Source organism: Pseudomonas sp. LS-2 (assembly GCF_003605735.1).
In the GTDB taxonomy this organism is placed as follows: domain Bacteria; phylum Pseudomonadota; class Gammaproteobacteria; order Pseudomonadales; family Pseudomonadaceae; genus Aquipseudomonas.
The window spans coordinates 144336-164621 of the sequence record NZ_QXTJ01000015.1 but is presented as its reverse complement, the minus strand read 5'-3'; the positions used below and the strand labels follow the sequence as shown (position 1 = coordinate 164621).

At 56.8% G+C, this 20286-nt stretch carries 21 protein-coding genes and 2 pseudogenes; 17 read left to right on the top strand and 6 right to left on the bottom strand.

Features of this window, described 5'->3' with window-relative positions:
• The first annotated feature begins 51 nt into the window (after window positions 1–51).
• The 13 genes and pseudogenes from D3M70_RS08935 to D3M70_RS32940 all read left to right on the top strand — a co-directional run bounded on the left by D3M70_RS08935 (window position 52) and on the right by D3M70_RS32940 (window position 12140).
• Entirely contained in the window at window positions 52–366 is a 315-nt protein-coding gene (locus tag D3M70_RS08935; RefSeq protein ID WP_120125414.1) for a hypothetical protein, read from the top strand.
• A 110-nt stretch (window positions 367–476) separates the two neighbouring features.
• Entirely contained in the window at window positions 477–4127 is a 3651-nt protein-coding gene (locus D3M70_RS08930) for a phage tail tape measure protein (protein WP_120125413.1), read from the top strand.
• A 38-nt stretch (window positions 4128–4165) separates the two neighbouring features.
• Window positions 4166–4675: a hypothetical protein gene (locus tag D3M70_RS08925; RefSeq protein WP_120125412.1), complete on the top strand. Its 510-nt coding sequence runs from the start codon at window positions 4166–4168 to the stop codon at window positions 4673–4675.
• Complete coding sequence (locus D3M70_RS08920; RefSeq protein WP_120125411.1) at window positions 4675–6483, top strand: hypothetical protein; 1809 nt, start codon at window positions 4675–4677, stop codon at window positions 6481–6483. The genes D3M70_RS08925 and D3M70_RS08920 overlap by 1 nt, the downstream gene beginning before the upstream one ends.
• Before the next feature lie 2 nt (window positions 6484–6485).
• Window positions 6486–6875, top strand: coding sequence for a hypothetical protein (locus D3M70_RS08915; RefSeq protein WP_120125410.1), 390 nt, complete (start codon window positions 6486–6488; stop codon window positions 6873–6875).
• A gap of 8 nt (window positions 6876–6883) precedes the next feature.
• On the top strand, window positions 6884–7285 hold the full coding sequence (locus D3M70_RS08910) for a hypothetical protein (RefSeq protein WP_120125409.1): 402 nt from the start codon (window positions 6884–6886) through the stop codon (window positions 7283–7285).
• A gap of 24 nt (window positions 7286–7309) precedes the next feature.
• Window positions 7310–8860 carry a hypothetical protein gene (locus tag D3M70_RS08905; protein ID WP_120125408.1) on the top strand — a complete coding sequence of 517 codons (1551 nt, stop codon included), beginning with the start codon at window positions 7310–7312 and terminating at the stop codon, window positions 8858–8860.
• 29 nt (window positions 8861–8889) lie between these two features.
• Complete coding sequence (locus D3M70_RS08900) at window positions 8890–9630, top strand: hypothetical protein (protein WP_256659776.1); 741 nt, start codon at window positions 8890–8892, stop codon at window positions 9628–9630.
• Between the two features lie 5 nt (window positions 9631–9635).
• Complete coding sequence (locus D3M70_RS08895) at window positions 9636–10130, top strand: hypothetical protein (protein ID WP_120125407.1); 495 nt, start codon at window positions 9636–9638, stop codon at window positions 10128–10130.
• Window positions 10131–10133: 3 nt separating this feature from the next.
• Window positions 10134–10607, top strand: a complete 474-nt coding sequence (locus tag D3M70_RS08890) for a hypothetical protein (RefSeq protein WP_120125406.1) — start codon at window positions 10134–10136, stop codon at window positions 10605–10607.
• 13 nt (window positions 10608–10620) lie between these two features.
• Window positions 10621–11106 carry a tail fiber assembly protein gene (locus tag D3M70_RS08885; protein ID WP_165869763.1) on the top strand — a complete coding sequence of 162 codons (486 nt, stop codon included), beginning with the start codon at window positions 10621–10623 and terminating at the stop codon, window positions 11104–11106.
• Between the two features lie 67 nt (window positions 11107–11173).
• Window positions 11174–11613, top strand: a pseudogene (locus tag D3M70_RS08880) (lysozyme).
• On the top strand, window positions 11610–12140 hold the full coding sequence (locus D3M70_RS32940) for a lysis protein (RefSeq protein ID WP_256659774.1): 531 nt from the start codon (window positions 11610–11612) through the stop codon (window positions 12138–12140). The pseudogene D3M70_RS08880 and the gene D3M70_RS32940 overlap by 4 nt, the downstream one beginning before the upstream one ends.
• A 23-nt stretch (window positions 12141–12163) precedes the next feature.
• Here D3M70_RS32940 and D3M70_RS08870 read toward each other — a convergent pair whose 3' ends face one another.
• Window positions 12164–12760 (bottom strand): hypothetical protein, encoded by a 597-nt coding sequence (locus D3M70_RS08870; protein ID WP_256659773.1) that lies wholly within the window; start codon window positions 12758–12760, stop codon window positions 12164–12166.
• 635 nt (window positions 12761–13395) lie between these two features.
• Between D3M70_RS08870 and D3M70_RS08865 the strand changes: the two genes are divergently transcribed.
• Window positions 13396–13917 (top strand): GNAT family N-acetyltransferase, encoded by a 522-nt coding sequence (locus tag D3M70_RS08865; protein WP_120125404.1) that lies wholly within the window; start codon window positions 13396–13398, stop codon window positions 13915–13917.
• 53 nt (window positions 13918–13970) lie between these two features.
• Here the strand turns inward: D3M70_RS08865 and D3M70_RS08860 are convergent.
• Window positions 13971–14134 (bottom strand): annotated as a pseudogene (locus D3M70_RS08860) (transposase domain-containing protein); the annotation flags it as partial.
• 183 nt (window positions 14135–14317) lie between these two features.
• Here D3M70_RS08860 and D3M70_RS08855 point away from each other — a divergent pair.
• Both D3M70_RS08855 and D3M70_RS08850 read left to right on the top strand, forming a co-directional pair.
• A complete protein-coding gene (locus D3M70_RS08855) occupies window positions 14318–15145 on the top strand; it encodes a lipoyl domain-containing protein (protein ID WP_120125403.1) in 828 nt (275 codons plus the stop codon).
• A 396-nt stretch (window positions 15146–15541) separates the two neighbouring features.
• On the top strand, window positions 15542–15967 hold the full coding sequence (locus D3M70_RS08850) for a cell wall hydrolase (protein ID WP_120125402.1): 426 nt from the start codon (window positions 15542–15544) through the stop codon (window positions 15965–15967).
• A 6-nt stretch (window positions 15968–15973) separates the two neighbouring features.
• Here D3M70_RS08850 and D3M70_RS08845 read toward each other — a convergent pair whose 3' ends face one another.
• Window positions 15974–16273 (bottom strand): hypothetical protein, encoded by a 300-nt coding sequence (locus D3M70_RS08845; protein WP_120125401.1) that lies wholly within the window; start codon window positions 16271–16273, stop codon window positions 15974–15976.
• Between the two features lie 512 nt (window positions 16274–16785).
• Between D3M70_RS08845 and D3M70_RS08840 the strand changes: the two genes are divergently transcribed.
• Window positions 16786–17001: a hypothetical protein gene (locus D3M70_RS08840; protein WP_120125400.1), complete on the top strand. Its 216-nt coding sequence runs from the start codon at window positions 16786–16788 to the stop codon at window positions 16999–17001.
• 25 nt (window positions 17002–17026) lie between these two features.
• Here D3M70_RS08840 and D3M70_RS08835 read toward each other — a convergent pair whose 3' ends face one another.
• The 3 genes from D3M70_RS08835 to D3M70_RS08825 form a co-directional block, all read right to left on the bottom strand.
• Window positions 17027–17332 carry a hypothetical protein gene (locus D3M70_RS08835; RefSeq protein ID WP_120125399.1) on the bottom strand — a complete coding sequence of 102 codons (306 nt, stop codon included), beginning with the start codon at window positions 17330–17332 and terminating at the stop codon, window positions 17027–17029.
• 497 nt (window positions 17333–17829) lie between these two features.
• Window positions 17830–19068 carry a saccharopine dehydrogenase family protein gene (locus tag D3M70_RS08830; protein ID WP_120125398.1) on the bottom strand — a complete coding sequence of 413 codons (1239 nt, stop codon included), beginning with the start codon at window positions 19066–19068 and terminating at the stop codon, window positions 17830–17832.
• A gap of 26 nt (window positions 19069–19094) precedes the next feature.
• Window positions 19095–20192, bottom strand: coding sequence for a carboxynorspermidine decarboxylase (locus tag D3M70_RS08825; protein WP_120125397.1), 1098 nt, complete (start codon window positions 20190–20192; stop codon window positions 19095–19097).
• Window positions 20193–20286 lie beyond the last annotated feature (94 nt).

Below are 20286 nucleotides of genomic sequence, written 5' to 3'. Positions count from 1 at the left end.
ATAGATCCATGACCAGCCCGCTTCGGCGGGTTGCTCTCTTTGAGGTATGCAATGGTTCAGCAAACGAATTCCAAAGAGCTCCTGATTGGCGAACTTCCGGTGGTATGTCGAGAGCTCACCGTTATGCAGGTCCGCAAGTGGCTTGAAGAGGCGGGCAGTCTGAGCACGATGGACATAGTGTCATCCGCCTTGTTCGCAGACTGTTCGATCGATGACATCGTGCGGATGACCGACCTGACTCCCGACAAGATCGATGCGCTGCGCCCGTCGCAGGTTGAAGCAGTCATCGCCGTGTGTAAGGAGCTCAACCCTCATTTTTTCGCACTTCTGGAGAGACTGACCGGAGCTCTCCAAAACAAAGCCTGAAGAACCTTGATCAGGCTTTGCATGCCTTGGTTCGGCTTGGCCACGCCAATGCCCTCTATTACCCCTGGTCCTATTACAGAGCTGCCATCGCGGCCGCTAAGTGAGCCCCCGTGCAAAGCATTGAACTGAAGGTCACAGCTGACATTGATTCCGCAACCAAGAACGTTGGTGGTTTCCGGAAAGAATATGCAGAGATGGTCCGTGCGGTCGAAAAGCCGCTGCGCCAGGTGACCTCGTTCCGCGAGCTTGAGGGCGTGCTCGAAAAAACCGGCAGGAGTATCACGTCTGCCCGTGAGGCAGTCCGCTCGTTCGGTGACCAACTCGCGGCGACGGCTGTGCCAAGTCGGCAGCTTCAGGCTGAATACCGGGACTCGATCAACCAACTGAAGATCCTTGAGCGGCAGGAGCAGAGCCAAACCGCGCAGCTTGCGCGTATGCGCAAGGAGTTGCAGTCAGCGGGCATCGACACTCGCAACCTGTCGGCTGAGCAACGGCGCCTTCAGGGTGATCTGTCACAGAAGCTTGGCGTTGGACAGCGCGACAAAAGCATCCAAGACGCCCAGGCCAATCTGGGGATCGCAAAGTTTTCAAACACCAGCGCCGAGATTGCGCGGCTTCAGGCCGACTTTCAGTTGCTGCGATCCACCGGGAAGCTGTCGTCGACCGAGATCGCTATCGCACAGAACACTCTGCGCCAGAGCATTGCTGCCGCATCTGCGCAGACCTCGCAGCTCACCGGCGCAACGAAACAGTGGAGCGCGAGCCTTGATGATGTAAAAACGCAAATTCTGGCGGGTGCAGCCGCATTCGGCGGTTTCGCACTGGCTGCCACGCGCTCATTCTCGACGTTCGCAAGCTTTCAACAGCAGATCGCGGGCATCAACACCATCACTGATCTGACCCAGGACCAGCTTCATGATCTGTCTGACGGTATCCGCGCGCTCAGTCGCGACACCGGCAAATCAGCGAGTGAGAGTGCAGCGGCCGTCTACGACCTGCTCGGCAGTGGCGTAGCCACGGCAGATGCACTGGATGTGCTGGCGCTTTCCACCAAAGCAGCAGTGGCCGGTATGAGCGAGACCAAAACGGCCGCCGGCGTTGGCGTCTCTATCGTCAATGCCTACGGTGAAAGCATCTCCAACCTTGGGCTTCGGTATGACCAGCTGTTTGTGGCCATTCAGGACGGCGTCGTAAGTTTCGACCAGTTGGCGGCTGGCTTGGGCCAAGTATTGCCCACCGCTGCCGCTGCCAACGTGAGCTTCGCCGAAGTCGCCGCCGCGATTGCCCGAATGACCGTCCAAGGCATCCAGGCACCGATCGCGATTACTGCGCTGCGCAGCGCCATCAATCAACTGGCTTCTCCAGCCGTCGAAGCACGCAAAGCCATGGCGGGTCTAGGCATCGAATGGAAAGGCTTGTCGGCAACCCTCCAGCAAGTCGCTGATAAGAAGCTTGGCTTCGATGCTCTGGCGCAGATCATTCCCGACACTGAAGGCCGCACGGCAATTCTTGCATTGACCAAGGACTACACGTCGTTTGTTGACGAGGTGAAGAAGGTAGAAGGCGCAGCCGGCGCGACGGAGCGTGCCTACAGCATCATGAAAGCAACCCCGCAGGCGCAGGTTGAAAAGTTTAAGGCTGCACTGGAAGACCTGAGCAACTCCTTTGGCCAAGCGGTTGCTGCCGGCTTGCCGCTGATCGGGCTGCTGCGAGACCTGCTAAACGCATTCAACGAAGTCGATGAGCGAATCAAGCTCGGTATTCTTTCTTTTGTGGCTTTCGGTGTTGGAGCGAAAGCAGTGGGCGCTGCGATCACTGCCGCGCGTCTGGCATTTAAGGTGCTATCTGGTAGCGCAGCTGGAGCCTCCGCTCAGCTTGGGATTGCTGGGGCAGCCATGGATGGCGTCAGCGGAAAAGCCACCCGGTTGAGCGGGATTTTGAAAAGCCCACTGGGAGGCTTGGTCCGTGGTGGTGCGTATGGCGTCCTGATTTCTCAACTGGCTGAGCTGTACGGTCTGTATCAGCAGATGGAGGAACTCGAACAATCTCAAAAGGATCAGAAAAAGGCGACGGCTGATCTGATCACCAAGAACCAGGAGTATCAGGAAACCTTGATCGCCACGCCTCAGGCATTGGCGAACATGACCCAGGAAGAGCGGAAGAGCTACGCCGAAAGGCTTAAGGCAGCTCAGACCTACTACCGTGCACTGTCGGAACAGACGGCACGCGCCGACTCCGAGAAAAATGGCCCTACCGCACCTGTCAGCCCTGAAGCTCTCGAAGCATTTCGAAGGTCGAGAGAGTACGGCAAGGCAATCGATCAGATAAACGACGCTGAACAAGACCGGGTTGCCGAGGCCGACCGAAACAGCAAAGCACTTACTGGCATCCAGGACAAGCTGACGACGGACACGAAGGCGGCATTGGCCAAGCAGGTGCAGGCGCAGCGTGCGGCAGTCGCAGATATCAAGAAAGCTCAGAAAGAGCACTTAGATACTCAAAAGAAATACGCGGACGCGCTGGCCTCCCTCAACTCCGGGAGCGACTCAACTGACGTTAGCTATGGCTCCGCCCAAGCCCTTAAAGTTGCGGCCAAGAAAGCGCTGGACGATGGCGATATCGAAGGAGCGAAAAAGCAAGCTGATCAAGCCCTGAAGGTCATTCAGAAGCTGGCTGATAGTGGCGCGAACACCTACGGCTTCGCAGGGTTCATCAAGCAATTGCAGGCTATTGAAGACGAGGCCGATAAGATCACTTTGTCGAAGGCAGAAGATAGCCTTAAATCCGCCACGGATAAAACAGCGCAGTTGAAAGCGGATTTGGACGCACTCAGTGTTGTCAAGATAAAGCCAGAGCTTTCCGAGGAGGCCGTAGCTCAAGTCAAAAAGCAAATGCGGGAATTGCAGCTTTCATTGGGTCAGCCGGTGGATCCATTGGTTGCCACGACCGCCTTGCCGCAGGGGACCAACCTTGCGGACAGCTTGGTTAAAAAGGTGACAGCGGGAACCCAGGTTCCCAATGCAGATGATATTGCAAATCCACCGGTCCTACCGACCCAGGGTCGAAAGCTTAAATATGTCCCCGGCACGGATAGTTATTCAAGCGAGACGATTGGTGTTGATGTAGCGCCCAAACTACCCGCAGATGCAGCGTCAACTCTGCAAAAGCAACTGGACGGGCAGGGCGACATTCCTGTCGACGTTGAACCAGAAGTTCCAGAAATCGATTCAGTGGATGTCCCGGTCGAGACCGCCGTTGATGACGCCGCGCTGACCGAAACTCAAAGCCATATCGCAGCGGTGGCTGATCAATTTAGACGAACTCTCACGATTCCGGTGACCGTCACCGGCGGCGGTGACGCGGGATTGACGGTTGCCAGCAATGATCTGGCCGGATACGCCGATGGTGACATGGTGCGCGGACCTGGCACCGGCACCAGCGACTCCATCCTCGCAAGGCTTTCCAATGGGGAGTTTGTGATGCGGGCGGCGGCAGTGCGTCATTACGGTCCGCAGTTACTTCGTCAAATTAACGACCGGCGACTGCCTAAGTTTGCCGAGGGTGGTGCTGTGGGGTCTCGGTTCGTGCCAGATGTTTCGGCACCCCCGCCGGCGCTGCTTGAACAAGCAGCCCCCGCCAGTCAGGAGCCTTTCGCCAATGTTGCGCTGACGGTTGGTGGGGAAACCTACAACGTCCAAGCGCCACAGCTGGAGTTCCAGAGGATCGTACGCAACCAACGTCTGAAGTTCGGCACTTCCTAGTATCCCGCTTCGGCGGGTTTTTTATTTCTGGAGTAACGATGAGCCTTCCACTGATCACGCTGAGCGGCGTTCCGATTGTTCTCCACGCCGGCGCTCCCGATCAGGCAGATACGCCCTTGCTCGGCGAAACCGTGCTTCGCCTTTCAGGGGGCGAGGCGGTCAAGATGACTCACTGGGGTAAAGCGTCGGGCACGATCAGCGCACAAGGTTGGATGCCGCCTGGGCTTGATGGGTTGGATTACAGCCAGCCTCTCGAACTCCGGTTGACGTCTCAGGAGTGCATTGTCGGCGAAGGGCGAGTTTTCGCCCTGACCAGCACGCCTCGGCCGGACGTCAATCCTTGGGCCTTCGCCTTGGTTGGGGCTCAATGGGAGCCGACAACATGCATCTTCTCAGGTGCGCAGGCTGAGGCTGCAATCGTTATTGGTGCCACGCGCTATATGGTGCAGTGGATGCCTGCTTATCGAGTGTTCGCCAGCAAACCGCCCAAAACGCAGAGTTCGGGACAGTCAAGCTTCGGCTGGACCATCACCTGGGAAGAAATCTGATGCTCAATGGTGGTCCGATAAATGCGGCTGCGATTAATGCTTTCCTGAAAACCGTACCCTCTGTTCCAGAAGCACAGCCAATCGTTACGGGTGAAGCTTTTCGGTGGCGAGTGCAGGTGATGGTCGCTGGCGCCGATGTGAGCGCTCGGCTGACGGGGCAGGTGGAGATTGATCGGGAGCGCGGTGCCGCCGGACTGGCATCGTTTACCCTTCACATGCTGCCTGGCTCGGTATTGCCGATGGATTGGGTAGGCCGTGAGGTAACCGTCGACTACATCAGCACCGCCAAGGGCATCACGACACAGAAGCGGCGATACACCGGCAGGATCGTAACCACCGAGTGGAATCCGATTACCCGGTTACTCGTTTGCCAGTGCGGGGACCAGCTGCAGCAGCGGGTCGAAAGTATGACGGTCGAGGACGTCGACACGCTGATCCCGGCGTTCTGGTCTCCCAATGTCTTCGACGCCGCCGAAGGAAGGAGCCGGTGGGACTACGCACAGGAGCGGCTGGGTACTATTCAGTCGAGCCTCGATTCGTCGGCAGACGGTAGTCTGCGGCTGACCACCTGGTACGCGGGTGCCGAGGAGTACGTTTTCCGTGCTGGCACGACAATCTACAACTCGATCAAGCTCAGTTACGCCGATCTCACCAGCCTGACGAATAAGGTCGAGATCGAAACCAGTTACAGATTCTCGCGGCTCCACCAGCTCAACCAAGGATTTCACTGGACCCATCCGGACACATTTGGCCTCGGCGGCACCCAAGGGTTTTGCTTGTGGCGCCAAGACAGCACCGACCTGCCGGACGTTGCAATGATGAAGGATTCAGCGTCTGGCGGCGGTTTCAGCATTATTCGGACTCCCGGCTACACCCGGGTACCCGCCAGCGGCGCCGATATCTGCGGCACCGGCCAGCCGTGGGTCAACTCGTATCCGGATCTGCTGCTCGGCTTCTCGTTTGTCGGTGCTCGCCGGTGGACTCAGGCTGTGACAGAGAAGTACACGCTTACGGTGGTGTCAGAGGTGAGCGTTGCCCAGGCGGGTGAGGTTACCTCTCGCGACTCTCTGTCGGTCGAGTACTCGAATGCAATCGTTGATGACTGGGAAGGCACATCCTTTGGCATTGACGCGCCTCGGCCAACTACCACCGAAGGCGCTGTTGGCATCAGGGAGGGCGGCGGGGGCGGCACGGAGATTGGAACCGTTACCGATGGCGGGCTATCTGGCCATGCCGACGTTCGTGATGAAGATGCTCGGCAGTCAGCCCTGCGGTGCGTCCTCAATCAGGCAAAGACCGCTGTTGTGTTGGCCCATAGCGGCACCACGATCAGTTGGGACGTGCCTACCAGCATGGTGCTGGATATCGATTTGGGCAACACGCTGCGGATATCTGATCAGGGCATCAATGCTCGCGCCAGGTGTAGCCGGGTACTCGACACTCTTGATCTGGCGTCCGGATCGGCAATTACCACGCTCGCGATCACCGTCATGCGAGGGGGTGGCACCGTGGACGACCCGCTGGATCCGCCGGCGCCGTCAGTTGAGCCGCAACCCGATGATGCCGAGGACCCAGTCTCGACCTCGTTGCCTACCCAGCTCGGCGGAAAACCGAGTTCGCCAGCCTACGACGAATCGATGGAAGGATTTGCGGGCAACTATGACAACGCAGATCCGACCCTTGAGCAATTTCCTCGCCGGCTACAGATCACGGCTACCGAAATCGACGCATTGTTGCGTGATGAAAAAATAGTCGAGTTGACGGCGACGTACCGCGTCAGCATTCCCAACGACCTTCTGGAGCTTTGACCATGTCACTTGAAAGTGATCGCAGAGCCATCGGTACCAGCAACGAGCAAGCGCGGCAGAACATAGGCAAGCAGTTAACCAACGACCTCAACCGATTGGTGCGGCCGCAATCTCAGAGAAAGCAACTGCCAGAGCTTGCCAAACGTGGACCTCTCCCAGCTCAGACGGGCACCAGCACTTACACAGCGCCGGCCGCCGTAGGTGGCGGAGGGGGTATCGCTTCACCGCTGAGCGAAACCGACTACTCCAAGCGGGAATACTGGGAAAACTCGATCATCAGTAGCGATGGTTTGTTCTCGATCCCTGCCATCAAGAAGCTGGTCCTGACTGACGCCGACGGCGTGCAGGCAATCATCAACCTCGCCAAGCCTGTACAGCCTCAGCCTTCATAGGAAAAAACATGCTCGCATACTTGAATAACTGGGTGACACAGCTGACTGCCGCGATAACTGCCGAGGACGAACTTCTGCCGCTGGGTAGTGCGGCGGATCGGTTGCAGTTCGAAAATCAGTATTACCTGACTCTTACAGAGTCGCTCGATCCACTTGCTGGCGCGCCTTACGAGATCATTATGATCCAGGCTGGCGGCGCCCAATTCTCAGCGATTCGTGGAGCCGAAGATACAACCGCCAGGGCATGGCCATCCGGGACGTTTGTGTACATGTCGCTCACAGCAGGAGTTCTGGGCATCATCGTTCAATCAATCGAGCAATTTGATACTCGTTTGAGAGCGCTCGAGGCAAACGCAGGGGGCGGCGGCGACACAGGGGGTGGTGATCCAGGCGACGGCGGTCCTTTATAAGCCGCAACGATTGAAGGAGTCGACATGCAACGAATGCTGGTATGGCCTTGGCATGGGCTGATAAAGGACGGCGCGGTTCAACTGAAAGATGGGAGCATTCGAGCATACAACCAGCCTCTGAACTTCCCCACGGCTCAGTACGGCTCCGGCGACACGCACAAGATCGTAGTGCCGAACATTGAGCCGCTAAGCGACGCCGAGATCAGCCAGGCACCGGCGGGCGGTGAGTATTGGGCTGGACAGGCGCTTATCTCCGCTGGCTCGCTTTACAACAAGATCATCAACGGCTGGATCTATCAGGCGCTCGACGGGAGCCGATGGCAGATCAGCGTGTTGAATCGCACGCTCACCGACACTGACGCAACCCTACAACTCCGGGCGAGTTTGTTTGGAGAGTTCGGAAGGGCGGGCGAGACGCATACCACCACCCTGAACGTAGCCGTCGGGCGTCTCGCGGACCGGACGCTACGGACGAGAATATTCGCGGATCTTGGGCCAGCCACCGCCTGTGTGATCAGGCTGCACTCAGTGAGTGAGAGTGGGCGGACCGCCATCTTTGCCTGGATGGCCTACAACGATCTAGGGCAGAGCGAAGAGTTCACGAAGGTCTTGGATTTCAGGCCGCGCGCTTACATGTATTACAAGGTCTCTATCGAGGGTAGTCATTCCCAGCTGAGGCTGACTGGAGAAATCCTGTACACGCTGGACGATATTCTTTCCGTCAGCACCGAGGCCAACGCCAGCACTCTTCGATGCTCGTTCGCGCCAGGCATAGCTACGGAAGAAGTGGGGCGAGAACCGTACTTTGACTCCAACGGCGCGCCTGCGGGCGAGAAGGTCACCTATAACTACTCCGAGCAGGTCCCCATTGTCACGATGGAGGGCGGACAGTGGCGCTCACCGTCATCGTGGGTGATCCGCAAGCGATGGATGGTTATGGTGTCGTTCACTGGCGAAACCCCAAGACCGTGTTACCTGACCGCAACGGATACCAGCATGGTGGGTTCGGCCAGCTTCACTCGCATCACCGACACCCAGTACATCACGCAGGAATATCCGGACGGGTCCTACAACGTTCTACAGGAGGGCGCATCGCACGTCGAAGGCGGGGGCAGCTCAGGCGGGAATTTCACTATCGCCTGGGAGGGCGGGGAATCTTCGTGGAGCGCACAGATTTCCTATGGAGCCGTCTACCACACCATTGGCAGCCTGCAAACTACAGTTATTTATTGTGACGACCAGTCCTCATCTGGCTCATCATCGGGGGCGTTCATGATGGACCCAGTGGGCGGCGGCGAACTAATGGGTAGCGGTGATGGTCGCGTGCCACAAGCATCCGCTGGGATAGGCTGGCTGGCAAAGCTGTATTCTTTCAGCCTCTACAGCAACAACCTGATCGGTGTTTCGGTGAGAAATAGTTCGGGTGATGAGCAATTCATAGGCTGCCTGACGGCGGACGGCTTTACTGCCCAGCCCGCGCCATACCCCTCCAACGATGTCCGTCACTTTGGAAGCTACAACCCGTTCACCAATGAAAGCGTGATCGGTTCTCCCGCACCCATCAACTGGGTTTGATCTAACTCTCGAAACAGGAGAAGCCAGCTATGCAGCCGGCCCGGCAAGACCTGCCCGTTACTCCGGGAACAACCTACAGAGATACCGTGCGGATCATGCAGCCTGAGTTCGTGTATCGGTCAATTACCAACATCGACGGCGCTCCGGTCCGCATCACTGCACCAGGCCATGGGCTGGTGTCAGACTGGCCGATCTGGGTCCGCGGCGTTCAGGGAATGCCCGAATTGAACCGCGAGCCAGCCAGGCAAACGCCGCACAAGGCCAAGTTCGTAGACGAAGACGTCGTTGAGGTGAATTCGCTATCCGCCACAGGGCTGCGGCCACAAGGAGGGCAACTCATCTATCGGCGCCCGGTCAGCCTGAGCGAAGCATCAGTAGAGATGGTAGTGAGCCGCGCAAACGTGCCTCTGTTCACGCTGGCGCTGGGCTCTGGGCTTTCGATCACCTCGGCAGGCACGATCGAACGCGTGCTGACTGCCGAGCAAACGGCCTTGCTGGTCGGCGAAGACCTGACCTACACCCTCGATGTCACCTACGCAGGACCGACTGTCACCCGCTATTTCGTCGGCGCGATCGGTGCTGATTGCCGGTGTGCAAGTGATGAGCACCAGGTGCTGAGCATTGGAGAGCAGGGGCCGCCTGGCATCGGCGCGGCAGAGATCAGCTCAGACCCTAACAACCGACTCACTTTCGGGACCGATCTCAAGCTCTACGTCTCGGACGATTTAATCCCCGACCCACTCAACTATTACATTCTCGCCAAAGGATAAGCCCTATGTCTCTCGAAACCCGAATCATCGGCCTGGCTCAAGCCATTGGTACCGACATCAAGACGCTGACCGCTAAACAAGGTGATCTGACCTCTCTTTCCACCACGGCCAAAGGCAACCTCGTCGCCGCCATCAACGAGCTGTATGGCCTGCTGGGTTCATCGGGCGCGGTCATTGACGATACCGCCGGCGACGGTGCGACCGCTGTAACCTGGTCGGCCAACAAGATTTTTGATTCCATCGAGGCCGCGAAGGTCGCGGTACAGAACTCGATTCTGGGTGGCGCCAGTGCGGCCTATGACACCCTGAAAGAATTGCAGGATCTGATTGTGGCTGACGACGGGTTGCTGACTGCTCTCACCACTGCGGTGGCGAATCGTGTGCGCTTCGACGACGTGCAGACGCTGAACACCGCACAGAAGCTTCAGGCTTGCACCAACATCGGCATAGGCAACCCGGAATCGGACTTCGCGGCTTCCTACGCTACCGCCAAGGCCTAAGCCATGAGCCTGGAGACGCGCATCCTCGCGCTGGCTCAGTCCATCGGGGCCGATATCAAGGCGTTGATAAGCGGGAAGGTCGATAAGACAACCGGGTACACGCGGGCAAATATCCTCGGCGCGGTGTCGCAGGCCGGCGGGGTGCCGACTGGCGCGATCATCAGTAACGTGCTGGATACCACGACCAACATTCGTGTCATTAAGTGGGCGGATGGCACCTCATGGGCGATCGGCAACATAGCGGCCACGGCCATCGGTGCAAACCAGACAGGTAACGTAACGGCCAACATGCCGGCAGGTACGTTTGCGGGCACGGCCATTGTTCTGCCGATGTGTTCCCCCGGCACCAGCCAGGACTGGTACGGGGTCACGTATGCGTTCTTCATAAACACCGGCCAGATATCAATCTTCTGCCGCAATGGTGCCACTGCACAGACTTTCCAAACCAGTTATATCGCCATTGGGCGATGGTACTAATCGAGGTCGCTCTATGCCTTACGCCGCGATGGACAAAATCAGTGAGACGCCGTTCGACGATGCGGTCGAAATCACTCAGGAGCAATACGACGAAGTCATGGCACTGCTCGCCAGCGGCCAATTCGTGCATGTGGTGGTAGACCCTGCTTTCGACTACGAGATTCTGCCGCCGCCACCTCCACCAATGAAGACCACGGAAGAGCTGATCGCTGATGCCACTGCTCAGCTCAACGCTCTAAACCGATTGGCGAATGCGCAGGTCACCGCTTTGCAGGGGCGCGTGGACGCACTTGCGGACGCCGTCGAACTGGAGATGGCTACACCGGAAGAGGTGGCTGAACAGACTGTTCGGGCAGCGCAGCTGAAGACGTGGAAGCAGTATCGGGTGCTGCTCGGCCGGGTAAGTGCGGCTGCGGGTTGGCCAGAAGAACCAAGCTGGCCGAGCATGCCAGAGCCTTATACCAATGAGACTTCCGCGGTAGCAGCACCAGCCGTATAAGCCTGACGAGTAGAAACCTGTAACGGAGCCTGCGATAGCGGGTTTTTTTGTGCCTGGAGAAAAGTGAATGCGTACATCCCAGAAAGGCATCGGCCTGATCAAATCAGCTGAGGGGCTGCGTCTCGTTGCATATCCCGATCCGGCTACGGGCGCTGATCCATGGACGATCGGCTATGGCTCGACCCGGGGCGTCGTAAAGGCATGACGATCACAGAGGAGCAGGCCGAGCGGATGCTCATGAATGACGTTGCCCGCTTCGAGCCGGAGCTTGATCGACTGGTGAAGGTTTCGCTGAGCCAGAATCAGTGGGACGCACTGATGAGCTTCGTCTACAACCTCGGCTCGGCCAACCTTGCATCGTCGACGTTGCTGAAGCTGCTCAATGCTGGCGACTATGATCGGGCTGCTGCTCAGTTCGGTCGATGGAACAGAGCTGGCGGTAAAGAAATGCCGGGGCTGACGGCGCGCCGGTTCGCCGAGCAGACACTGTTCCTGAGCAAAGCATGATCGCCGCGCTGAAGCTGGTGCCCATGTGGGCGTGGGGAGTGGTGGTGCTGGTCATCGCCCTGTGCGTCGGATCATTTGCAGCGGCGTGGTTCTGGCAGGCCAATGCTTACGGGAAGGTGATCGCTACCAACGAATCGAGTTACCAATCCGACCGGACGCTGATTGCCAATGCTGCTTCAGCCCAGGCCCGCGACGCCCTGGCCAAACAGCAGGAAGCCGAAAAGAAGCTTGCCGCCCTCGACAAAACCGCCACCGAACAGAAGGACAAGGCCAATGCTGAAAACGAAACTCTGCGCCGCGCTATTGCTGATGGCACTCGCCGGTTGCGCATCGCAGGCACCTGCTCAGCTGGTTCCGGTAGCAGCAACGTGCCCAAAGCCACCGGCGCCGCCGGCGTGGGTAATGCAGGTTCCGTCGAGCTCTCTGCAGCAACTGGACGATCTGTTTTCGATATCCGCGCCGGAATAATTGCTGACCAAGCAGCCCTGAGAGCTGCACAGGCGTACATAAGGGACGTGTGCCAATGAGGAAGCGCCTCGCGAAAACAGCGCTATCCGAAGGTCATGAAAGCGCTGTAAGCCTTGGTCATTGCCCAGATAAAAAGCCCGTAGGAGGTAAGGCCAAGCAGGATTGAAAGTGCATTGAACCAGAAACCCGCACGCTCTTTCCATTCTGGCTCGTCTGCATAGAGCCACTGACTCAAATAAGTCGATCCGGATGCAACCACAATGCAGAATACACCTAGCACAAAGATCGCCAGAGCGTTAGTAAAAGCCGGTATGTGAGCTTGCCTCTCCTCGGTTAGCTTACCGATAAAGGCAAGCAGGGCTACCGAGGCACCCCCATTCATTAGCAAAGCGGTTTTTAGCGCATTCTGACCTGATTGAATGACGGAGCGGAACATTTCCAGATCGGAGGCGTGGTTGCTCTTCTCCCGCTCAACCATGATTTGGAGCTGTGCTTTCAGATGTTCGATTTGGTCTTGGCTCAAGTCGGCAGGGCTGGTTCGCACGCAGTTATCGAGATATTGAATCAGGTTGTCGCACTGGATTGATTCGTTTTTGTTGCTTTTTATCTCCTTCACAGTCTCCAAGAGCTGTGAAGCAAATTCCTTTGCATTCATGTCCTTTACCACCTGGCCGGTCATTACTATTATTCCTTCCGTAAGTCTAAGGGAAGAATTAGGTGATCGCCCTGATTCCTGACATTCCCCGCCTCCTTATTCACTTCAACCCAAGTGAAATTCCTCAGTTAGCCTGCAGCCTTCCTTCGTAATTTGGCGGAGTGCCGGGCCGCCGCTGTCGTAGTGGCCAGTGGGGAAGTGCCAGACCCATCTTCTGGTGCCGCTCACTTTCATGCCGAAAGCGCTGACTTGGGACACCCAAGCCCCCAAGTCAGCTCGTCAAAGGATCTTAAACGCTGGACCGCTTCGCGAAGACGAGGTCGAGGCAAACTAACCTACAATGTGTCAGTGGGTTAGGTACCAACCTCTTGGCTGGCACCTGCGCGCTCCACTCTTGGGATTCCCTAAATACGATCAGATTTTCGAAAGAGCAACTCGCCAGTCCCCATTTTCGGTTCTTGACAAAGTGCTTAGATCTCCAGATTATCAATCAATGACCCTTACAAATCTCGTTAGCATGGTGCGCCCCTTGATGACTGCCTTTGGCGGGCCATAGGGCGATGTGCGCTTAGAACAGAAGCATTGACCAGAAGCCCCGCCAGAAATGGATGGGGCTTTTTCATTCCCCTTCCAAATCATTGATGACAAGGAGAGTGAACATGCTGTTGATTCGCCCAGCCACACGTACTGACGCCGAGGCCGCGTTTGATATACGCCTCCAGGCGATCCGGCATCAATGCATTACCGTCTATACCGCTGAGCAAGTAATGGCGTGGACTGATGTGGCGCTCACAGACCGATATCGGGCTTGGGTGGAAAAGGAGTACCACGTTGCCTGGTTGGGCGAGACGCCGGTCGCAACAGGTCTGATTGATTTCCAGTCTGGTGAGATAGGCGCTATTTTCGTTTTGGCTACATTCATGGGACAGGGGATTGGCAGGGCAATGCTCCTATACCTTGAGCGACTGGCCTTTAAAGCCGGAATCGTCGACATCCATTTAGATGCTACCCCTAACGCAACCGCGTTCTACCGTCGGTGCGGCTATCACGGAGATAATCAAGGTATCTATACCTCGCCCTCCGGTCTTGAGCTAGCTTGTACGCCGATGCGAAAACAGTTGGCGAGTGAAGAGCTACTGGCCGAAACGCGGGCGACAAGCAGGCTCCCAAACTCAGTCTGAGTAAGTCAGTCCGGCATCCATTGATGCGGCAATAGATGCTCAATTTCACTGGCTTACTGCGTCGGCAGCCGCGTCAGCACATCTTAAAGATAAGCATACGGATCATGCTCGCTGATGCGCGCCAACTGGATCATACTCATGATCACGACCGCGCGCTTGCCGCTGCGCGGCGATCCGGCAGACATCAATTTGAGCGCCCAGGTGCCCAAGGTTGGATCTAGTTCAGCACCACATAATCTTCACGCACGTGCTTGGAGCCGAGTCGCTGGGGTTCGACTGAAATCTGGCACGCTGGCTGAGCCGGGACTAGGCATGATTTGGCTATTTCAATGTTGAGCCTGTAGTAATTATCCTCCGACGGCACTATCGTGGCCACTCTTCTGCCATCGGAGGCAAGGCTGTGGGCGTTTTTGACAAAGTATTGAATTATGCCGTCGGTTGGGCGCTGGACAGGTTAACTGACGGTGTCCAGTCTGGCTCGGCAGGCGGAACAGTTGCTATCGTTTCTGATTCAAATTTCAAGGAAGCCGCCGCCGAGATTAGGCAGGCCGTAGCAGGCGTAACCGCTGCCGTCATAGGGAAGATCGAAAGCGATCAGCTTGAGCTGCTTTGTTCTCGCATACGTAATATGGGAGACCTCATCAAACTCGCCGACCAGTCAGAGGTCCGGCGATATATTTTTACGTTGCGAGAAGTGGTGGACTACGCCGAGAACAGGGTTTCAGAGGGTAAGAAGGAATGGCAAGGCCCGTTTCTTATGGGCAAGGTCGCGATTTTCGGCGCTCTCCAGTTTTGCTCAGCAGAGTCCTCAGAGGATCGAAACGCGCTGGAAAGCCTCTGTAGGAAGGCGAAGTATGGGCTTCTTGATATAGCCGTGACTGAGATGGTTCAGACAGGGAAGAAAATCCCTTGGGATCAAATTGAGCGGTTCCTATCTGCAAAAAGTGATGCTGATTTGACGCTGATTGGCCCCGATAACTCTACTTGCGCTTCTTCCGGTGATATATCGTCAGCTACCTACGTAGGTCTGGATGATATGTATGTTTCTGAAATAACCGTGAAAGTATCAGCGAGGGTGAGGCGCGGTGATGTAGTTGCGATTCTCGAGGGAGGTAAGGCGACGGAAGATGTCGTTGCCGAACATGATGGAGTTGTACACTCCATATTGGTTATGCAGGGAGACCTCGTGACCACTGGAATGATCATTGCCCATATCAAAAGGTGCTGAGCTCCCACGCTTCTGTTTCCAGCCGCGTTAGCTGCCGCGCTATCTTGATCCGCCGCTCGGGGCCCGAGTGGGATTACACCGGCAATCCTGGCGCTCCGACCTTCACCCCGTCAGCTCCGGCTCGAACGACTGAAGCGCCGGACGTGCCTGGGGTGATGATGCCCGTGGGAGAGGCCAAGTCTGACGCGATCTGGGCGGAAGTGGTGAGGGATCCGGCATATGTCAGCCGATTCGGTCGCAACTCAGGCTACACGGTCGACCCTTCTTGCCTGGCCGATCGCGCCTGCCATCCCTGAAATCGCCGCAGATCCCGCCGCGCTGGCGCCCGACACTATCTGATCGCAGCACGCGACCGGACCCGCCATCGAGCGGGTATTTTTTTGCCTGGAGAAAGTGATGGACGTGACTGAAAAAGATCGCGATGTACTGGCGCGCACGTTGTGGGGCGAGGCGCGCGGCGAGGGGCTGTCCGGTATGGTTGCCGTGGCATGGTCGATCCGCAACAGGGTCGAGGACGGCAAGGATAGGTCGTGGTGGGGCGAGGGCTACACCGGTGTGTGCCAGAAGCCGTACCAGTTCAGCTGCTGGAACAAGGGCGACCCCAATCAGCCTTTCCTGAGTGGCGCCCGGCAAATCCCTTTCCGCGAGTTGGCGCAGTGCCGCCTGGCCGCTGACATGGTGATCGATGGGAAAGTGCCAGACCCAACTAGCGGGGCGACCCACTACTACGCCGCTTCAATGCTGACGGCACCAATATGGACGGTTGGCGCGAAAAAAACGCTCACCCTCGGCAATCACATTTTCTTCAAAAACGTGCCCTGAAAACCACTAGCTGCGAGAAGTATGGTCAATTGGGACAATGGAATCTTCAGCATCTTGCGCGACCCGGTTCACGGTATCTGCCCATGTGGCCAACAGCTTGGTTCTCATGTCCGCATAGCCGGTTTCGTTGACCATATGAGCGTCAACCAATGCTTGGGCAAAGCCACAAAGGAATTGGTATCGTTCGGCAGCATGTCGTGCATCGCCGGTGCTTTGGATGTCCGCAAGAACGGCTACCCAAGTTGCATACACATTGTCCGGTAGGCCTATGGGCAGCCCGGCAAGGGCGAGGTTCGATTTTGGCATCTGCGGTCCTTAAGCATCGGATCAGAAAGCGTTAACCCTACGCGCCTACGGCATCGCTTGCTATCAATTCATCCGGACGAAATCACATTTCGTCAGAGAACCATGGCTCAGTTGGAACTACGCCATAGCTGCCATTTCTAGAATGTCATGACGAGTTTAGGAGGGATATATGCCGTCATCAGACCTTCAAGAATGGAATTTCCACTGGCGTCTCGTCGCTGGCATAGTTTCCTGCCGCAAGTGTCTAGCCCATCAGTCGGAGGAATTGCGAAACGCTCTACTTGTGCATACCGATACGTGCCCCTATCGGTTGAGTAAGCGTACTCCATGGGACGAACTGGGTCGCGCACTTCATAACATCGGTGTGTCAGATCACTGATCCCTGCCGCTGACACCGAGGACCACTGCATAACTAGTTCCAGTGCCCAGCTGCAGCCATTTCTGATGTACAACGCCACCTCATCACCTGAATCCGACTAATCTTCAAGCTTCACCCAGGGAGGTTATCCGTCATGTATGACGAAAGAGAGAAGGCGCTAAAGTTGGCATTAAGGACAGTCCTCAGCGAGGCTAAAGAGCGAGGGCTGGATGTCGACCTGCTCTGCGAGGGGGCAATGCGATCAATTCTCGACGGTCCGGCGCGGGAGCCGGTGTTGATTGCTGACGCAGTATTGGCAATTGAAGTGGCAGCGGATGCGCTGGATTGGGCCGCACTGACATCTGCCTAAAATTGGCCTGGAGTCGCGCGTAAGTTTAGAACGGCGGCGGCTCACTGCGGGTATCTGCGAGTTTCATTACCATCTCTTGCAGGTGGCGATTCTGCTCGTACAACTGCTGATTGTTCTGGCTGAGGCTGGACATCTCACCGATCCGCATCACCAATGACGTTTGTCCTTTCGCTGCAACTTCCCTTCTTAGGCGGTCACGCTCGTCAGTTACGACGGTCAGCATTTCCACCAGTCGCTCAACGTTCTGGCGATGCCGGATCACCTCTTCCCTCAGAGCTTCGTTTTCGATTTCAATCAGCTCGACCTCTTCGGCATCATAATTTTGCCCCATGGCGCTATCTTCAATACTGTTTGGATATACAGTAATCTAGATTCGCGAGCAAACGCTACCCGCCGCTGACGAGCTGCGTGCAGACGGTTCTCTATTTCCGATGTGTATAATTGGCCTCCCCAGATGTGGCATTTCTGCCTTGGGGGAATTTTGGGGGAATTGATCCCCCGAATAGTGTGGAACCATGTTGTGTCATGCTTAGCTGAAAGCCGCACCATACAAGGGTTTTTGGATTTATGGGCAATATTTGTTGGGAGTGAAAACGGATTCGAAATCCGTTGTACTGGCGACAGTACCTAGGGTTCAAATCCCTATCTCTCCGCCATTATTGCTACACGCGAAACCCCTGATGACTTCACCGTTATCAGGGGTTTTTCGTTTCCGCGGTTAATTGCCAGGCAACATCCCGCCTTGCTCGACGAGTAAGAGCGAGTCATCGGGCTAAAGAAGGAATTCAAAACCCGACGCGCCCGTCAGGGCGCACCGGTTCTCAAGCCTTATGCGTCCCAGGGACGATCGCCATTCTCGTCCTTGATGCGGGTCGGCAGACCCATCACATCAAGTGCTTTCAGGAACGCCTGGGCAGGCAGTTCTTCGACGTTGACCATGCGTTGCACATCCCACTCGCCGCGGGCGACCAGCAGGGCGGCTGCGACCGGTGGTACGCCAGCGGTGTAGGAGATGCCCTGGCTGTCGGTTTCGGCGAACGCTTCTTCGTGGTCGGCGACGTTGTAGATAAAGACTTCGCGCGGCTTGCCATCCTTGGTGCCTTTGACCAGATCACCGATGCAGGTCTTGCCGACATAACCCGGCGCCAGCGAGGCTGGGTCCGGCAGCACGGCCTTGACCACTTTCAGCGGCACGATCTCAACGCCTTCGGCGGTCTTGACCGGTTGCTCGGAGAGCAGGCCGAGGTTCTTCAGCACGGTGAATACATTGATGTAGTGCGCGCCGAAGCTCATCCAGAAGCGCACGTTGGGCACGTCGAGGTTCTTCGACAGCGAGTGCACTTCATCGTGGCCGGTCAGGTAGAGGTCCTGGGAGCCTACGACGGGCAGGTCGTCGGTGCGTTTGACTTCGAACATGGTGTTGCTGGTCCACTGGCTGTTCTGCCAGCTCCATACCTGTCCGGTGAATTCGCGGAAATTGATTTCCGGATCAAAATTGGTGGCGAAATACTTGCCATGTGAGCCGGCATTGACGTCGAGAATGTCGATCGAATCAATGCGGTCGAAATACTGTTGTTGCGCCAGCGCTGCGTAAGCGTTGACCACACCCGGGTCGAAGCCGATGCCGAGAATGGCTGTGACGTTCTTCTGCTGGCATTCTTCGAGGTGTTTCCACTCGTAGTTGCCATACCAGGGCGGCGTTTCGCAGACCTTGCCCGGCTCTTCGTGGATAGCGGTATCGAGGTAAGCAACGCCGGTGTCGATGCAGGCGCGCAGCACGGACATGTTGAGGAATGACGAACCGACGTTGATGACGATCTGCGATTCGGTTTCCAGAATCAGCGCCTTGGTCGCTTCTATATCCAGTGCGTTCAGCGCGAAAGCCTTGATTTCAGCAGGCTGTTTGAGGCTGCCCTTGGCTTTGACGCTGTCGATGATGGCCTGGCACTTGGAGATGTTGCGCGACGCGATAGCAATACGACCGAGTTCGTCGTTGTGCTGCGCGCACTTGTGGGCCACCACCTTGGCGACACCTCCTGCACCAATGATAAGAACGTTCTTCTTCAATTTCTTTCTCTCTCCTTTCTGCCAGCTTACGAGAGGCTGGACAGGTAATCGTCGAAACCAAACTCACGAACCACCTCGACTGTACCGTCGAGTTGTTTCACTGCGATGGACGGCATTTTCAGGCCGTTGAACCAGTTTTTCTTGACCATGGTGTAGCCAGCCGCGTCCACGAACGACAGCCGATCGCCGATGGCCAGCGGACGATCGAATGGGTATTCCCCGAAAATATCCCCTGCCAGGCAGGATTTACCGCACACCATGTAAGTATGCTCGCCTTCGCTTGGGGCCAGCTTGGCGTCCAGGCGGTAGATCAGCAGGTCGAGCATGTGCGCTTCGATGGAGCTGTCGACCACGGCCAGATTCTTGCCGTTGTACAACGTGTCGAGGACGGTCACTTCCAGCGAGGCGCTTTGAGTGATGGCTGCTTCGCCAGGCTCCAGATACACCTGCACGCCGTATTTCTGCGAGAACGCCTTCAGGCGCGCGCAGAATGCGTCCAGTGGATAGCCTTCGCCGGTGAAGTGAATGCCGCCACCCAGGCTTACCCACTCGACCTTGTGCAGCAGGTGCCCGAAACGCTCTTCGATGGTCGATAGCATCTTGTCGAACAGGCTGAAGTCGCCGTTCTCGCAGTTGTTGTGGAACATGAAGCCGGTGACCTGTTCGATCACTTTTTCGATTTTTTCCGGGTCCCACTCGCCCAGACGGCTAAACGGGCGCGCCGGGTCGGCCAGCAGGTAATCGGAGCTGCTCACCTGAGGGTTGACGCGCAGGCCGCGCACCTTGTCCGCGCAGGCAGGGGCATGACGCTCCAACTGGCTGATGGAGTTGAAGATGATCTTGTCGCAGTTCTCGAGCATCTCTTCGATCTCGTCATCTGCCCAGGCGACGCTGTACGCGTGCGTTTCGCCTGCGAATTTCTGGCGGCCCAGTTTCAGCTCATAAAGAGAAGAAGAGGTGGTCCCGTCCATGTACTGCTGCATCAGGTCGAACACCGACCAGGTTGCGAAGCATTTGAGCGCCAGCAGGGCCTTCGCACCGGAGTGCTCGCGCATGTACGCGATCTTTTCCATGTTGCGAAGCAGCTTTTCTTTGTCGATAAGGTAGTACGGCGTTTTGATCATTTCGTGGCCTCCAGCAATGCCAGGCGAAAAAGGACGGGGATTGTGCCTTCACTCGAAAGGGATCGAAAGAGCGAAACCGACTTTTTGCTGCCAA

Excerpts from the sequence above, each read along its gene's own strand:
- D3M70_RS08925 (WP_120125412.1), top strand. The coding sequence starts at position 4,166 with ATGAGCCTTCCACTGATCACGCTGAGCGGCGTTCCGATTGTTCTCCAC.
- D3M70_RS08935 (WP_120125414.1), top strand. The coding sequence starts at position 52 with ATGGTTCAGCAAACGAATTCCAAAGAGCTCCTGATTGGCGAACTTCCG.
- D3M70_RS08920 (WP_120125411.1), top strand. The coding sequence starts at position 4,675 with ATGCTCAATGGTGGTCCGATAAATGCGGCTGCGATTAATGCTTTCCTG.
- D3M70_RS08895 (WP_120125407.1), top strand. The coding sequence starts at position 9,636 with ATGTCTCTCGAAACCCGAATCATCGGCCTGGCTCAAGCCATTGGTACC.
- D3M70_RS08900 (WP_256659776.1), top strand. The coding sequence starts at position 8,890 with ATGCAGCCGGCCCGGCAAGACCTGCCCGTTACTCCGGGAACAACCTAC.
- D3M70_RS08870 (WP_256659773.1), bottom strand. The coding sequence starts at position 12,760 with ATGACCGGCCAGGTGGTAAAGGACATGAATGCAAAGGAATTTGCTTCA.
- D3M70_RS08835 (WP_120125399.1), bottom strand. The coding sequence starts at position 17,332 with ATGGGGCAAAATTATGATGCCGAAGAGGTCGAGCTGATTGAAATCGAA.
- D3M70_RS32940 (WP_256659774.1), top strand. The coding sequence starts at position 11,610 with ATGATCGCCGCGCTGAAGCTGGTGCCCATGTGGGCGTGGGGAGTGGTG.
- D3M70_RS08850 (WP_120125402.1), top strand. The coding sequence starts at position 15,542 with ATGGACGTGACTGAAAAAGATCGCGATGTACTGGCGCGCACGTTGTGG.
- D3M70_RS08865 (WP_120125404.1), top strand. The coding sequence starts at position 13,396 with ATGCTGTTGATTCGCCCAGCCACACGTACTGACGCCGAGGCCGCGTTT.
- D3M70_RS08825 (WP_120125397.1), bottom strand. The coding sequence starts at position 20,192 with ATGATCAAAACGCCGTACTACCTTATCGACAAAGAAAAGCTGCTTCGC.
- D3M70_RS08905 (WP_120125408.1), top strand. The coding sequence starts at position 7,310 with ATGCAACGAATGCTGGTATGGCCTTGGCATGGGCTGATAAAGGACGGC.
- D3M70_RS08915 (WP_120125410.1), top strand. The coding sequence starts at position 6,486 with ATGTCACTTGAAAGTGATCGCAGAGCCATCGGTACCAGCAACGAGCAA.
- D3M70_RS08845 (WP_120125401.1), bottom strand. The coding sequence starts at position 16,273 with ATGCCAAAATCGAACCTCGCCCTTGCCGGGCTGCCCATAGGCCTACCG.
- D3M70_RS08840 (WP_120125400.1), top strand. The coding sequence starts at position 16,786 with ATGTATGACGAAAGAGAGAAGGCGCTAAAGTTGGCATTAAGGACAGTC.
- D3M70_RS08890 (WP_120125406.1), top strand. The coding sequence starts at position 10,134 with ATGAGCCTGGAGACGCGCATCCTCGCGCTGGCTCAGTCCATCGGGGCC.
- D3M70_RS08885 (WP_165869763.1), top strand. The coding sequence starts at position 10,621 with ATGCCTTACGCCGCGATGGACAAAATCAGTGAGACGCCGTTCGACGAT.
- D3M70_RS08910 (WP_120125409.1), top strand. The coding sequence starts at position 6,884 with ATGCTCGCATACTTGAATAACTGGGTGACACAGCTGACTGCCGCGATA.